At 42.0% G+C, this 14,684-nt stretch carries 12 protein-coding genes and 5 pseudogenes; 9 read left to right on the top strand and 8 right to left on the bottom strand.

All coding sequences use genetic code 11. The annotated features are described in order from the left end of the window. Nucleotides 1–2: 2 nt before the first annotated feature. From narH to AB5Z02_RS03205, 4 genes are all read left to right on the top strand, one after another. Nucleotides 3–1,541, top strand: coding sequence for a nitrate reductase subunit beta (narH, locus tag AB5Z02_RS03220; RefSeq protein WP_042084597.1), 1,539 nt, complete (start codon nucleotides 3–5; stop codon nucleotides 1,539–1,541). Next, entirely contained in the window at nucleotides 1,538–2,245 is a 708-nt protein-coding gene (gene narJ, locus AB5Z02_RS03215) for a nitrate reductase molybdenum cofactor assembly chaperone (protein WP_042024867.1), read from the top strand. The genes narH and narJ overlap by 4 nt, the downstream gene beginning before the upstream one ends. Then, a complete protein-coding gene (gene narI / locus AB5Z02_RS03210; RefSeq protein WP_042084594.1) occupies nucleotides 2,242–2,919 on the top strand; it encodes a respiratory nitrate reductase subunit gamma in 678 nt (225 codons plus the stop codon). The genes narJ and narI overlap by 4 nt, the downstream gene beginning before the upstream one ends. Nucleotides 2,920–3,005: 86 nt before the next feature. After that, complete coding sequence (locus tag AB5Z02_RS03205; RefSeq protein ID WP_127908189.1) at nucleotides 3,006–3,422, top strand: hypothetical protein; 417 nt, start codon at nucleotides 3,006–3,008, stop codon at nucleotides 3,420–3,422. Nucleotides 3,423–3,482: 60 nt separating this feature from the next. On the opposite strand, the gene AB5Z02_RS03200 is transcribed toward AB5Z02_RS03205, so the two are convergent. After that, entirely contained in the window at nucleotides 3,483–3,905 is a 423-nt protein-coding gene (locus AB5Z02_RS03200; protein ID WP_050555279.1) for a MarR family winged helix-turn-helix transcriptional regulator, read from the bottom strand. 101 nt (nucleotides 3,906–4,006) lie between these two features. Between AB5Z02_RS03200 and AB5Z02_RS03195 the strand changes: the two genes are divergently transcribed. Further along, nucleotides 4,007–4,588 carry a flavin reductase family protein gene (locus AB5Z02_RS03195; RefSeq protein WP_160320685.1) on the top strand — a complete coding sequence of 194 codons (582 nt, stop codon included), beginning with the start codon at nucleotides 4,007–4,009 and terminating at the stop codon, nucleotides 4,586–4,588. 63 nt (nucleotides 4,589–4,651) lie between these two features. Beyond that, nucleotides 4,652–5,020, top strand: coding sequence for a putative zinc-binding protein (locus tag AB5Z02_RS03190; protein ID WP_050555278.1), 369 nt, complete (start codon nucleotides 4,652–4,654; stop codon nucleotides 5,018–5,020). Nucleotides 5,021–5,092: 72 nt separating this feature from the next. On the opposite strand, the pseudogene AB5Z02_RS03185 reads toward AB5Z02_RS03190, so the two are convergent. Then, nucleotides 5,093–5,685, bottom strand: a pseudogene (locus AB5Z02_RS03185) (IS1595 family transposase); the annotation flags it as partial. A 2-nt stretch (nucleotides 5,686–5,687) separates the two neighbouring features. Between AB5Z02_RS03185 and AB5Z02_RS03180 the strand changes: the two are divergent. Continuing rightward, nucleotides 5,688–5,822, top strand: a pseudogene (locus AB5Z02_RS03180) (IS5/IS1182 family transposase); the annotation flags it as partial. A 131-nt stretch (nucleotides 5,823–5,953) separates the two neighbouring features. Here AB5Z02_RS03180 and AB5Z02_RS03175 read toward each other — a convergent pair. The 3 genes and pseudogenes from AB5Z02_RS03175 to ytfE all read right to left on the bottom strand — a co-directional run bounded on the left by AB5Z02_RS03175 (nucleotide 5,954) and on the right by ytfE (nucleotide 8,207). After that, entirely contained in the window at nucleotides 5,954–6,244 is a 291-nt protein-coding gene (locus tag AB5Z02_RS03175) for a CZB domain-containing protein (protein ID WP_227656876.1), read from the bottom strand. Between the two features lie 63 nt (nucleotides 6,245–6,307). Further along, nucleotides 6,308–6,724, bottom strand: a pseudogene (locus tag AB5Z02_RS03170) (methyl-accepting chemotaxis protein); the annotation flags it as partial. 820 nt (nucleotides 6,725–7,544) lie between these two features. Further along, nucleotides 7,545–8,207 (bottom strand): iron-sulfur cluster repair protein YtfE, encoded by a 663-nt coding sequence (gene ytfE, locus AB5Z02_RS03165; RefSeq protein ID WP_017408664.1) that lies wholly within the window; start codon nucleotides 8,205–8,207, stop codon nucleotides 7,545–7,547. A 161-nt stretch (nucleotides 8,208–8,368) separates the two neighbouring features. On the opposite strand from ytfE, the gene norR reads away from it, so the two are divergent. Then, entirely contained in the window at nucleotides 8,369–9,910 is a 1,542-nt protein-coding gene (gene norR / locus AB5Z02_RS03160; RefSeq protein ID WP_042655827.1) for a nitric oxide reductase transcriptional regulator NorR, read from the top strand. Nucleotides 9,911–10,236: 326 nt separating this feature from the next. Here the strand turns inward: norR and AB5Z02_RS03155 are convergent. From AB5Z02_RS03155 to AB5Z02_RS03145, 3 genes and pseudogenes are all read right to left on the bottom strand, one after another. Beyond that, nucleotides 10,237–10,689: pseudogene (locus AB5Z02_RS03155) on the bottom strand (IS5-like element IS5B family transposase); the annotation flags it as partial. 264 nt (nucleotides 10,690–10,953) lie between these two features. Then, the gene (locus AB5Z02_RS03150) at nucleotides 10,954–11,646 is read right to left on the bottom strand and encodes a hypothetical protein (protein ID WP_152985410.1); all 693 of its coding nucleotides are present in this window, start codon (nucleotides 11,644–11,646) and stop codon (nucleotides 10,954–10,956) included. 29 nt (nucleotides 11,647–11,675) lie between these two features. Continuing rightward, a complete protein-coding gene (locus AB5Z02_RS03145) occupies nucleotides 11,676–13,160 on the bottom strand; it encodes a relaxase/mobilization nuclease domain-containing protein (protein ID WP_157666808.1) in 1,485 nt (494 codons plus the stop codon). A 956-nt stretch (nucleotides 13,161–14,116) separates the two neighbouring features. Here AB5Z02_RS03145 and AB5Z02_RS03140 point away from each other — a divergent pair. Continuing rightward, nucleotides 14,117–14,242 (top strand): annotated as a pseudogene (locus AB5Z02_RS03140) (IS30 family transposase); the annotation flags it as partial. Nucleotides 14,243–14,684 lie beyond the last annotated feature (442 nt).

The raw sequence follows: 14,684 nt of genomic DNA, 5'->3' as shown, positions 1-14,684 counted from the left end.
AAATGAAAATTCGTGCGCAAATTGGAATGGTGCTAAACCTCGATAAATGCATCGGATGTCATACTTGCTCTGTTACTTGTAAGAACGTATGGACAAGTCGCGAGGGAATGGAATACGCCTGGTTTAATAACGTAGAAAGCAAGCCAGGCGTGGGCTATCCAAACGATTGGGAAAACCAGGATAAATGGAAGGGTGGCTGGGTTCGAAATATCAATGGAAAAATCGTTCCAAGAATGGGTAACCGGATTGGCGTTTTAGCCAAGATTTTTAACAACCCTGACATGCCGACTATTGATGACTATTATGAGCCTTTCACCTTTGACTATGAGCATTTACATAATGCTAAACAAGGTGCGCATCAGCCAATAGCACGTCCACGTTCACTGATCACTGGTCAACGTATGGACAAGATCAACAATGGCCCAAACTGGGAAGAAATCTTGGGCGGGGAATTCACTAAGCGTTCACAAGACTACAATTTCAACCACATCCAAAAGGAGATGTATGGACAGTTTGAAAATACGTTCATGATGTATCTCCCTCGGCTTTGTGAGCATTGCTTGAATCCTGCATGTGTGGCTACTTGCCCTAGTGGGGCAATATATAAACGTGAAGAAGATGGCATTGTCCTTATTGACCAAGACAAATGTCGTGGTTGGCGTATGTGTCTTACTGGTTGCCCCTACAAGAAGATTTACTTTAACTGGAAAAGTGGTAAATCTGAAAAATGTATCTTCTGCTACCCCAGAATTGAGTCTGGTCAACCAACCGTCTGCTCTGAAACATGTGTAGGACGAATTAGATATCTGGGAGTAATCCTTTATGATGCAGATCGTATTGAGCAAGCAGCATCAACTGAAAATGACAAGGATTTATACAACAAGCAGTTGGAGATTTTCTTAAATCCACATGATCCTGCTATCATTGAAGAAGCCTTAAAGCAAGGCATCACTCAAAATGTTCTAGATGCTGCTCAGAAGTCACCTGTGTACAAGATGGCGATGGAATGGAAGCTTGCACTCCCATTACACCCAGAGTATCGCACGTTACCGATGGTATGGTATGTACCACCTCTTTCCCCTATCCAATCAGCCAAAGATGCAGGCTATTTAGGTGATGATGGTGTTCTACCAGATATTTCTAGCTTGCGAATTCCTTTACAGTATTTGGCGAATCTGTTGACCGCTGGCGATATAGCACCTGTTAAGAGTGCACTGAATCGTATGTTGGCAATGCGTCATTATAAGCGAGCTGAAACTGTAGATAAAAAGGTGGATACCAGCGCATTAGAGCAGGTTGGTTTAACTGAACACCAAGCGCAGGAAATGTATCGTTATTTGGCTATAGCTAACTATGAAGACCGCTTTGTAGTTCCTTCCAGTCATCGCGAGCTAGCACGAGAAGCATTTCCTGAAGCTAAAGGGTGTGGCTTTAGCTTTGGTGATGGTTGTAAAGGTAGCGACACTAAGTACAACCTGTTTAATAGCCAGAGAATTAATGCCATTAATGTATCTACAAATCCAAGTGAGGATAAAAAATGAAATCTTTAAAGATCATATCAATCCTCTTGGACTACCCAGATATTGATCTGTGGGAAAACAAGGATGAAATCTTTGATTGCATAGCTGAATGTAATGAGCTGACATCGGCACAAAAATCATCAATATGTGATTTTGTAACATATGCGTTTGATCGTTCTCTACTTTCATTCCAAGAAATATATTGTGATATCTTCGACCGTGGCCGTTCCACCTCTCTGCTTCTTTTTGAGCATGTTCATGGTGAGTCGCGTGATCGCGGACAAGCAATGGTAGACCTGCTTAAGCAATATGAAGATGCAGGATTTTCTCTTAACAAAAGAGAATTACCGGATTTTCTTCCTGTTTACTTGGAATACCTTTCAACAAGAAATAACGCTGAAATTATAGAGGGGTTGTGTTTTATCACTCCGATCTTGGGGTTGCTTAAAGAGAGGCTACTCAAAAGAGAAAGCAAATATCATGTTCTATTTGGGGTTCTAATTGATCTATCCATGACAGAGTACGATAGCGCTCTTATAAGCACACAAGTTATGAAAGAGGCTGATGATGCAACACCCGCTGCGTTAGATGCTGTTTGGGAGGAAGAGCAGGTGAAGTTTTTAGGAGGAGAATCATGTCCCAGTTCAATTCAATCGATTCATAGCAACCGATTTAAGAATGCAGTCGTACCACAGTACCTTGAAATTGGTGAGGCAAACAAATGAACTATATTCATAGCTTCTTCTTTGATATATACCCATATATTGCAGTTACCATTTTTCTACTTGGTAGTTGGGTTCGTTACGATTATGGGCAGTACACTTGGCGAGCAGGATCAAGCCAGTTACTTGATAACTCGAATATGAGGCTGGCATCTGGACTGTTCCACATTGGCATTCTTGGTATCATCTTCGGCCACTTTTTTGGCTTGCTGACACCTCACTGGGTATATGAGTCATTCTTATCATTGCAATCAAAACAACTCATAGCGATGTGTGCTGGCGGTATCTTTGGTGCAATGACGTTGTACGGTGGTTATCTGCTCTTAAAGCGGCGTCTGACAAACGTAAGGATCAGAGCAACATCATCGACTGCGGATATTTTGATTTTAGTGCTATTAGTTTCCCAGGCAGCGCTTGGTCTTCTGACAATTCCATTTTCTGCTTTCCATCTTGATGGAAGTGTCATGATGAAGCTCGTAAGTTGGGCACAAGATGTTGTAACGTTCCAAACAGGGGCATCTAAAAATTTAGAAGGGGTATCGTTTATCTACAAAATTCATATGATTTTAGGTATGACTTTGTTTGTTGTCTTTCCATTCTGTCGATTGGTACACGTTTGGAGTGTACCGCTCGAATATTTAACTAGACGCATCCAGATCGTAAGGTCTCGTCGGTAACATGATTAGGGTAGTAGTCGCAGTGTAAACTGCGACTACTATTTATCAGGTGTAGTATGGTATATCACGTATCAAATAAGCAGTTTGTGACTAAGTTAGTCGAACCTTTCTTTGTTGCAATTTTCTGGCCAACTCTGCTGTTGTTGGCATCTGAAGTTACTGGTTTACCAATAACCGAAGAGTTATATCGCAATACAATTTTATTCTCATTGCTAATATTCATTATTACGGCGGCAATAGATATAAGATACATTTATATCGCAAGAAAAGTAAAATTAGAATTGAGTTTCAGTGGCATTGAGTTTCATTGCCATAAAAAACACCTTTTTTTCTCATGGCGCCAAATATCTTTAATTAAGTTAATTGAAAGCAAGCCTGGCTCTAGAGTGCTACATATACTTCCTGATAACGAAACTATTGACTTAATTCTTTTTGAAGACCACGAAAAAATATATTCACAAGTCATATTTTATTGTAAACAGTTCAATGTGAATTATGACTAGAGTATTCTGACCATTAAGTATGAGCAATTCACTTGCTCATACTTTTAGTAAATAAGGTTTTTATTGGTCAGCATCATAGTTTTCATTCAGTGCTGTAATACGTGCCACTTGGAAAGTATTTTGAAGCGATTGCAATTCTGTTTTATGCTGCTGTGCCAATTGCTGTAAATATTCTCTCCCTTTATCTGTTAGATGCACATCTACTTTGCGCTTGTCATTTTCATTTTTCCGCCGTTCAACGAGATCCAACTCCTCACATCGCGTAAGTAAAGCTACGGTAGCGTGATGACTCATTTGTAACCTTTCCGCTAGTTCACCCACGCTTGCCCAGTTGCGCCCTGGGTATCCTTGAATGTGCAGGAGGGATAAATACTGTAATGGTGTGAGCCCGAGCTCCTTGGCCGCAGTTTCACTGAAGTGAAGAAAACGCTTTAACTGATAGCGAAACTCAGAAAGTGCCTCAAATTGAGCTTTTGTTAACATAGCTTACTCGGTTGTTGACTTCTTAGGTGAAATACAATAAGTTCAATTATATCACATTGTGATATATAATTTGTAGTGTTTCTGTTACAAAGGAGATGGCAATGCATAAGCAAGTTCACCCAAAATCACTTTATTGGGGAAACACCGTAATTCTACTGAGTACCATCGATGATACTGATACAACTAACATTACACCAATATCATCGAGTTGGTCTCTTTCGAATAATATTGTCATCGGCCTCAGTCTAAATTCAAAGGCTATCGAAAACATTGAGAATTGTCCAGAAGTCGTATTGAATGTTGCATCAGACAACCTTTCGGATAGAATTGAATCTATTGCCAAATTGACCGGAAAGGATCCTGTCCCATCTGAAAAGATAGGTTTCAGTTATTGTGGTAATAAATTTGCTCTTGGTGGATTTACAGAGCTGGCGTCCTGTACCGTTAAACCATCTCGTATCCAAGAATGTTTAATTCAGGTCGAGTGTGTAGTTGAACATATAACAAAGCGCAATAATTTTGCTATCGTTGAATTGCGAGCCACTCATGTGCATGCAGATGCATCTTTACTTAAAAAAGATGACGTTATTGACGCGGATTTGTGGAGCCCTCTGATTTATAATTTCAGGAGTTACCACGGAATTACCAGCGCTATTGGTAGAAACTTTAAATTTGATAATTGATTTCGCAGATGCCCTATTTATTAAGGGCATCTTCATGGGACTATGATTTTTAAAGGATGTTTTATGAGTGAATGTTTACGTTCTTTACCATTGGTTTATTCATGCTCTGGTTGTTCAAGTGCAGCGCAGATGGCAAACTATATGGCTATTCAGCTAGATAAACGAGGTGATGCAGAAATGTCCTGCATTGCAGGTGTTGGTGGAAACGTAAAGCATTTAGTCCGTATAGCAAAGTCTGGTAGATCGATCATTGCTATCGATGGATGTCCTTTACAATGTGTCAAAAGTTGTTTGGCTATTCACAATCTCACTCCTACAAATCATGTCTTATTGAATGAGCATGGAGTCAAAAAACTTCAGAAAACAGATTTTGATTCTGATGAAGCGGATAGGCTTGTTTTTGAAATCGCACAGTTATTAACTCTTCTATAAGAGGTTGCTCCTCAAATTTATCGGTATGTATTATTCATACGTGGCTATAGATATGGGGTACCACCTATCCGATTACCCATGATCTTCCCGATATGGTATCAGATGGATTTCCTCTATCGTGTGGTTCAATTCAACCAGCATGCTCTTGATGCCAAAACGATGCTTAAATCGGAAGCATCATTCCGTCAGATGATTTGGTAGAGGCTTGGTTCCAAGCGTATGGCAACTGCTCCGCAGCGAGTTCTGCACATTCCCTATTATCGTGCTTACCCAGTTGAACGCAAGATGCTCCAGTAAATCCAGGTTGCCTCCAGTGACGACACTCAGGCACTCACAGTTGGCTTCCTTGACTGCCCTGAAACGGGATAACTCATCAGATATCACGGCACTCCCGTTAGCAAGATGTCGTTTAGCCCACTTGCCAATGGTCTTAGTTTTGAACCCATCAACCACCGTCATCCACATTTTGATTGGATTTCTTTCCTTCTTCAGGGACACTGCCGCCACAAAGGTGTCTTGCAAACGGTACCACAACCCCGCTTGCCACCACGGCGTTCACTGCCCCAGTAGACATCATCGAGTTGAATGATACCGCTGATGGGATGCTTGTCGTCAGACTCCTTCATCGCTTGCAGCAGCTTGTGCTTGAGCATCCAGGCGAGATCTCCGTCGCTCGTTGGTAGAGACGGCGATGTCCCGGTTCAAACAGCTGATGGTGGGAAGAATCAGTCAACGAAACTACAACGACCAAGTGGGGGAAGTGATGGCGTATGTGAGTGTGATAAACAAACTGACGACCTTGGCCTGCCGGTCAGAAAGCCCAAGTGTAACGGTCACTTGGGGCTGGGGAAGCTACGTTTTTACGACTGATTTGGGAAGCAACGCCGTTCGGAGTGACTGCTAATCATGGGTAATCAGGAATCGTTGTTAGAGTTATAATTTTAGAAAATGGCTCATACCCTTCATGACCGTTATATTTGCCTGCTCCATTGCAGCTAAAGCAGAAAGTGCCCCATCGTAATCGCCACTATGGAAACGAGCTACCGCATTTCTGGCATTGTCATGTACAGCTTGATGTGGTTTTTCCATCTCGCGATAACCTGATGATTTAGAGAAACTGGCTTTACCTTCACCAGCGTAATACCACTGGCCGAGTCGACACTCAGTGTAATCAGGAAGCTGCTCCGCAGTTAGGTTGGATAATCCCATTAATACTTTATACACTTCTAATTTAAGACTGAGTTCTTCCAGATTGGCTAATTCCGCATTGGAAAGCAGCGAAGCTCCTGTAATTGATTGCTCTAAATTTTGCGAAAGCTCCGTTAATTGCGACATGCCATTAGTTGCAGAAAGACTATCTGCACTGTAACGACGAGCATTGATGGCGCCTTGTTCCATAACGTTTTTGGCCTGTTGGGTATCGGACTGGATTTCGCTCACCAACCCAGCAATTTCTGTTGTCGCTTTGCTGGTCCGCTCCGCCAGACTTCTAACCTCATCAGCCACTACAGCAAATCCGCGCCCTTGTTCGCCAGCGCGGGCGGCTTCAATTGCTGCATTTAACGCTAATAAATTTGTTTGATCGGCAATACCTTTTATTAATTGAACAATACCATTGATTTGACTAGCGCGCTCATGTAGCGAGGCCACATTTTCTGAGGCTGCCGTAATTTGTTCAAACATCGTGTGCAGATTGTTAGCCATTTGCTGAAAAGCAAGACGATTTGTTTCTGATTCCCGAGAGGATGAAATAGCAGTTATTTTTTGTTGATTCAGCTGTACAGCTAGGCCCAAAAAAGAATCACCGAGCCCATGTAGTGATTGCCCAAAATTTGCAATATTGGTAAACATTCCAAGGAAAAATCGCTCTCTAGATTGTGTATTCCTTAGCCTTATCTGAATTTCTTGACTTTCTTCGCATGCTATCTTATAGCTGGATTGTAACTGCTCTATCTCTTCTTTTAGCATCTGATTTTCATCAGATAAGATCTGATATTGTTGTTTAAGCTTTAAGCCAAACATAAGTTACCTCGAATAAAATAATGCGCATTTAAAAACATTCACGTTGCCAATTAAACTATGGAACGTAGATAAAATGAAGTGATTTATGCGCGTTCTAAACAATAAAAATGGGTTCCAGCCTATCCAGAAGCCGCCCAGGTAGGGTGATTTTTAATACAGCACGGATTCAAATGTGATAAACATATTAGTTGATTAGATATATATTTTTGTTGACAATATAAGCAAGTGTGTTTATGAGCGATACTGATAGATAAAAAAGATGGATCGTAAACATTACCTACTTTATGAACAATAACTACCACAAGAGACCACAAGAGATTCTTGCTGCCAACCTTAATTCTCGTTTCCGATTAAACCTATTTTTAAGTTCGATATTATGGATGAACATGCATTGAACAAATGCTTTCTCTTATTTTCTCACAAAGTCAACATAACCAAAATACGCGACTACCAAATCCACGGGGATATGCAGATATCCCCGAGAATAATAGATGACTGGTCATTAATTGGTGGTGGCGTTTGCGAATAAAATATTATTTTCCAAATGAATATGTTGCATCAGGTCTTCTCGCAATTGTGTCAGGCCGGTATAGAGTGCACGCCATGTCACGCAAGCGTCTACCGGAGGCGTAATGTCATTGGTCAGGTGCATTATTTCGTCCAAACATTCACCATGCTGTTCATGTTCAATACGCATCATAGCAATTGGGCCTTGTACTGAGTTGTTAAGACCCTTTTTCAGCATAGGGAATAGGATCTGCTCTTCTTTCTGCATGTGACCTTCCAGCTCCCGCAGCATATCAACCAGATGAGCCCCCAGACCTAACGGACAGCCTATTTTATCCGCATGGACATGTTCCACTCGATTTGTAAGGCGGATCAGTTCTGGTAATTGAATTCGATGCTGAGCATGGAAGCGTTCCAGGATAAAATCAATTAGCGCAGAAGGTGTTGCAGTACGCCAATCAATTTCGTGGCTTGGTAACTGTTGTACTTGCTCTAATTCAGTAATAACCAGCGTGGCATCGAGGTTACGGTGAGCGATGGCATCTTTTAACGGTTGTTGACCACCGCAGCAAAAATCTAGTTTAAATTTGTGGAATACTCGTGTTGCACCAGGAATTTCACAAGCAATATTGGCAATAGTTTGTTCGAGTAAGACCATGAAAGCGCTCCTTGATAAATAATAGAGTAATTTTATCTCGATAAGTAAAAGCATAAATCATGCCATATCTAACACATTGAAATATATGGATTATATATTTTTGTGGTGTTTTTTACCATCTCCTGATAGGGTTAAAAAAACCATTTCTGGTAATAAATACCATGTTTGAAACATCATTGTTACTTGATCTCACTACTGAACTACCGCGTTCCGTTCGACAGGAGCGGCTGGTTTCCGCGATTCGAACTAATTTTGGTTGTAGTGCAGTTGGTTTATTGAAATTGGATGGTGATTGCCTTTGTCCTGTGGCAGTGGATGGCTTAGTGCATGAAACATTGGGGCGCCGTTTTGTCGTGGCACAGCACCCTCGTCTGGCCACTATTTTATCCAGTCGTTCAGCAGTGCGATTTGAACCGGAAAGTCTGTTACCTGATCCATATGATGGTTTACTGGACTCACAACGTGGGCTGCCATTACCCGTACATGATTGCATGGGGATCAGCCTCTATCTAGGAGGGCAATTGTGGGGCGCATTAACGCTAGATGCTTTTGAGGGTTTTGTTTTTGACGATGAAGCAGTTGATAAATTAACGCACAGTGCTTCTCTGACTGAAGTGGTGATACGTATGAGCCGTTTAGAAGAAGAGATTCTAGCGTTACGAGTTGGTAATCGAGCATCAGAAGCGTTATTGCTGGGTGAACAAAATACTAGTGATGGTGAAATCATTGGGCAAAGTGCGATTTTGCTGAAGTTATTGCATGAGCTGGATGTGGTAGCAGATTCCGAACTTCCCGTGTTGTTGCTGGGCGAGACTGGTGTAGGAAAAGAGCTATTTGCTCGCCGCTTACACAGTAAATCACCACGACATATTGCACCGCTGATCCATGTCAATTGTGCGGCATTACCAGAGTCACTCGCGGAAAGTGAACTGTTTGGTCATGTTAAAGGTGCATTTTCTGGTGCGATAAGCGATCGCCCCGGTCGATTTGAAGCAGCACATGGCGGTACGCTTTTTCTCGATGAGGTTGGTGAATTACCACTGACTGTGCAGGCTAAATTGCTACGCACGTTACAGAATGGCGAGATCCAACGACTCGGTACAGATCAGCAGCAGAAAGTCGATGTTCGGATCATTGCGGCAACCAATCGACAGTTGCATGAGCAGGTAAGAGAAGGGCAATTCCGGGCTGATTTGTACCATCGGTTGTCGGTTTATCCAGTGCCGATCCCTCCACTGCGGAAGCGTGATAACGATGTGTTATTACTGGCAGGGAATTTTCTAGAGCTAAACCGTGCCCGTCTTGGTTTTCGTAGCCTGCGATTATCACGCGAAGCAGAACAGGCTTTGTTTACTTATGACTGGCCGGGCAATGTACGCGAACTAGAGCATGTGATCAGCCGGGCTGCTTTGCGTGCACTCAGTCGGGGAGCTGTCAGAACAGAAATTGTCACATTGGAACCAGAGCATCTGGCATTGGATGCCAACGCGATTTGTTCGACAAAAACCGAACATATACTGTTGTCACAGGTTTCGCATGATGAACAGACTGTATCGCTAAAGATTGCCGTGGATGGTTATCAGCGTAAGGTTATAAGTCAGACTTTGGATGCCTGTCAGGGCAATTGGGCTAATGTGGCTCGTCGGTTAGTTCTTGACCCAAGTAATTTACATAAACTGGCTAAACGGTTAGGCTTAAAATAACGTTGATACCGTTAAATCTTTTCACGCGGCTTTCCCAGAAACCACTTGGTCAGAGACAGTTTGACATTCTCGAGAATCGTAGATATGACCGTGGCCATCAAGGGCGGGAGTCATCAGGATTCTTGCCATCTCTATCCTATCCACAAATGGTTCTATGTATAAAAACGCATCAGTTTATTCAGTTAAATCGGATTTAGAGATATGACCACTCCCCAGGCGAGCTCATTGGGCTTTAGAGGATGCATAGGAGCAGGCTGACCAACAGGGAAAGGTGTGCAAGGATAACCCCCTACAGCACGTTGAATAGGCTCTGGAATTGAAGCCAAGGTGGGTGCCTCAATGATGGTGGCATCGACCAAGGTGCCTTGAGTCATCATGACGCCTGCTTCGGCCAGCCAGCGATTGATGGTCTTGAACAATTGGCGGGCCAGTTGATGCTGCTCCAGCAGGTGGCGGAAATTCATGATGGTGGTGCGGTCCGGCAAGGCGCTATCCAGGGATAACCGGGCAAACAGACGCATGGAGGCGATTTCGTACAGAGCATCTTCCATCGCGCCATCGCTCAGGTTGTACCAATGCTGCATGCAGTGAATGCGTAGCATGGTTTCCAGCGGATAAGGTCGCCGGCCATTACCAGCCTTGGGATAAAACGGCTCGATGACTTCCACCATGTTTTGCCATGGCAGAATCTGCTCCATGCGGGACAAGAAAATCTCTTTTCTGGTCTGACGGCGCTTACTGCTGAATTCACTGTCGGCGAAGGTGAGCTGATGACTCATGATGAACCCTTTTTCATGGCTCCAGATGACAAACATGATCTCATATCAGGGACTTGTTCGCACCTTCCCTAACAATCGCCGTCTGTCAGCTGAATAGTGGGCAAGTTTTGACGCTATGCCCACAGTGTAGAATTTTTTAAATTGCCGTTAGTCAACGGCAGGATGCCAGTATAATAAAATACTATTATTTTAATATGCCTGCGTACATACAATCCGTTGTTCATCATTTTTTTAGTTTTTAGACAGACCTGTTATCGGTATTTACTATCCAAACTTACCGTTAGTTTTATTTTTTAACAATGATACAGTTTTTGCTCTGTAACCAGGAGGTAGTTTTTTTTCTAGGTCGGATTGTTTAAATCCAATAACCTCAGTTATCAGGTAGGTAATGGGTTTCAATCCCTGGAAAATATTCTTAGCTTCCTCAATGTTTAATTTTGTTTTTTTGTGAGATCTGATAATTTCATCACACAACGGACTTAGCATGTCGACCAGTGTCCCATCCTTACGTATAAGGTGGAAATTTAATGAATTACCATGTTCTGATGTCGAGGGGAGGTGGTTTATTTTTATCGGATCAGCAATAACACCTATGAACTCACCTATACGTCTATTTTGAATAAACCCAAATTCATCGCGATATTTTTCATCATCGGAAACTGATCTTTTTATAACGGGATAACCACCCCAAAACCCTCTGGCATGATTCGCGAGATAGGAATTTTTAACGTCATTTTGTTGCTGTTTAGCCCATTCGGTAAATTTTATCACTTCATCCTGTGTTAGACTTGAAATGAGTGAGTAATCAGAGTTTATATCAACAGTGCCAAGGTGCTCATGTTTGGATTTATATATTGACCTAATGGTTCCGTCCTTGAGTTCTAAATTTTCTTGAATGCTGATTGTTGTACTGAATGTGATTGTTTTTAAATTTGAATTCAATCTTGCTATTGCCATATAACTAACCTCATAATTTATTGTTTTTATTATTTTATCTTTAATAACTCAATGCCATTTGGGATGGTTCTTCCAGTCCAATCATCAATCCATTTGTTAGCGTTGTGAATTGACGTGACTAACTTCTCCTGATTGGATGATGTAATCACAACGATGTTTGGCGCCTGTGTCTCTGCATCCATAACGTACCCATCGGGTAGATTTGGTTCCAATCCGTGATTAACTGACTCAAAACCATTCTTGAATATACGTTTTAATGCAGCCGTTATCGCGGCTAAGAACTCCTCAATCACTGAATCGGAAGGTTTTTCTTTCCATTCACATGAAAAATTCAGTTGTAGCAGGCTATGAGCGTTAAATCGTTTATCCCTGTATATGTATGACTTAACCCTACCTATAATTTTCTTATATTGCTTTTGAGTACAGCGAACCAATGCTATGAAATTTTCTATATAAGTGTCACATTTAGATGTTAGTGATTTTTGGTTATGTTTTCTTTCATTTAAACTAACCTTTGATGCTATAGGGATGGTTTGTTTTAAATGTAAATTTGGCTCTGGTGAAATTTTATTGTATTTTTGAAGTTCAATTTTTATTTTTTGTTCCTCTAAATTGTGAGTACGTAACTCTAAAATTTTATCATCTCTAGTTGGTGAGTATGTAATACCCTGTTCTAGTAGCCTGCCCCAAGCCGCACGGCGGCGTTTAACATGCGTTCCTGAAATCCATATCAGTCCATCAACACTGTACATAATGCCTGTTGGGACACCATTTTTTCTACGCACGGCAACCATCACATTATAGCCCCGCAATTTTTTTACGAGTCCTGAGATGGTGCTCGGTCTACATTCAAACACTCTATCTAAAACAGATCTTATAAGATTTTTTGGATCTTGCTGGGCTGACAATGTTCCTCTACCAATGCCGGTTTTCATGTCTGTGATAGAATATTCAATTCCCCAGTTTTCATCGGGATTTTTTTGTTCAACGAGGCCAAGAATTTTTTCTATATCTCGCACCGCCTGTATGCAACGGTCATAATCGTTGTAGGTATTGACTAGAGTGCGATCTAGTTTTACGCGACATGCAACGATATGGATATGTTGGCAATGAGCGTCATTGTGTATTACAGAGGTCCATTTCGTGTCATTTCCATATCCCATCCGATCCATGAAAATTCGAGCTGACACGAACCAGTGATATGGGCTGAGGCTATCACCAGCAGGTAACGAAATTGAATAATGCGCACATTTCATTTCTCCAGAACCCAAATACAAATTCGCCTGCTGCTCTAGTTCTGTGAGCAGCCCACTGACATTATAATTTTTACCGCTTTCAGTGAGCGCCAACTCTGGGTAGCTGAATACATTTCCGCCAAGATAATTTATCTGTGCTGTGGCCTGTTTTTTATGGTCTTTCTTTTTGTTGTTAGGATTTTTAAATGGAGAATTCCTGAATATATAATTTAGTCTCCCAGAAAAACCTGGCGTCAGATCAAAAACCTCACCGATCATGTTTGCCCTCCGCATGTGCTACGCCTGAAATATTTATCAGTAATTTATAGACGGATTGGATTTTCTGGAGGATCAAAACATTTTTGGAGTGATTATTTTTGACTTCATCAGAATGTAAATGGAGTCTACACTCCAAAATGAATTCGTTGATATCTGCCGTCAGCCTATTTAGCTGAGCTAACCAATGGATCAATTCTACATGACGGATAGCTGGTTCCGAGTCTATGTGTTTCTCGTTGAGTGCAATTGCGCGAACGAGTTCGCTAATTTTAGCTACCCCGGATGCATGGCATCGTGCCTGTAATTTCTGATATTCGTCCGCTGTAAACGAAACTCGAACTCGCAGGATGCGTTTGTCCGAGTCTATTTTTGGGGGTCTACCCCATTTTTGCCTTTTTATCATAAACACCTTCTTATAGTTGTTATTAGTGTTTTTGTGCCTATCTGTGATCAATAAGACCAGATAAGTAGCCACCTAAATATAGCTGGTAAGGAAAATTATCCAGAACATAATAATTTAAATGTAATCTGTCATAAATATTGATGTTAAGCCACAAGGAAAAGTCTAAATCAATAATCTTGTTTTAATTATTGCAAATTATAAAAATGATATCAACCCTCCCAATGAAATAATTATTGATTTCTAAAAAATTATTTATGAGTAAATTTCTAGGTTCGTAATTTTAGTTTTTATGATAGCTATATCAATGGCGTGATTGCTCATTTTTTGACCGCAATAAATGGTCATATTTAAATTGATTTTACCGGTACGGATGGCGAAAACGGTTACAGAGAAATTTTGATCTGATAGCGGGTATTTCTACCACCCTCAGGCATTTTTTCAAGGCAGCCCGGGAATTCAGATAATAAGTGCGACACTCATGGTTAAGCGGTGAGAGGTAGTCAACTGCTGACGGTGGTACGCTTCAGCTCGCCAAAGTAGAAGCAGTATCACCATGAGTTATCAGCAGGTGACTGAAGGGCAACGATACCAGATATCGGCAAAGGATATCCGTTGCCGCCATGGCTCACTCCATTGGTGTTATCGTTCCACTGTCTATCGGGAACTGCGGCGTAACGCCTGCTAAGATAGCTATCAGCCTGGCTGCTGGCCGATCTTTGGCTCGGTGCTTTCTGGCAGATGGATTATCGGTAGCGTGAAATGGAACTCGGCTTGTCCAGCGATGGCGATTGTCAGCTGACAACGGAGTGATCAGTACATCAGTGCCCGCAGTCATCTGCATTATAAGTATCGTGAAATGGAAACCAAGCTGCTGGCTGGCAGCGATTGTCAGTTGACAACGAGGTGATCTGCGCCTCAGTAGTCGCTGGAAACCGCATTATCGGTATCGAGAAATGGAAACCAAGCTGCTGGCTGGCAGCGATTGTCAGCTGACAACGAGGTGATCTGCGCCTCAGTAGCCGCTGCAAACCGCATTATCGGTATCGAGAAATGGAAACCAAGCTGCTGGCTGGCAGCGATTGTCAGCTGACAACGAGGTGATCTGCGCCTCAGTAGCCGCT

Source organism: Aeromonas sp. R2-3 (assembly GCF_040908375.1).
GTDB lineage: Bacteria > Pseudomonadota > Gammaproteobacteria > Enterobacterales > Aeromonadaceae > Aeromonas > Aeromonas veronii.
Note: the sequence above shows the minus strand (reverse complement) of the source record. Positions and strands in the feature narration are given on the sequence as shown.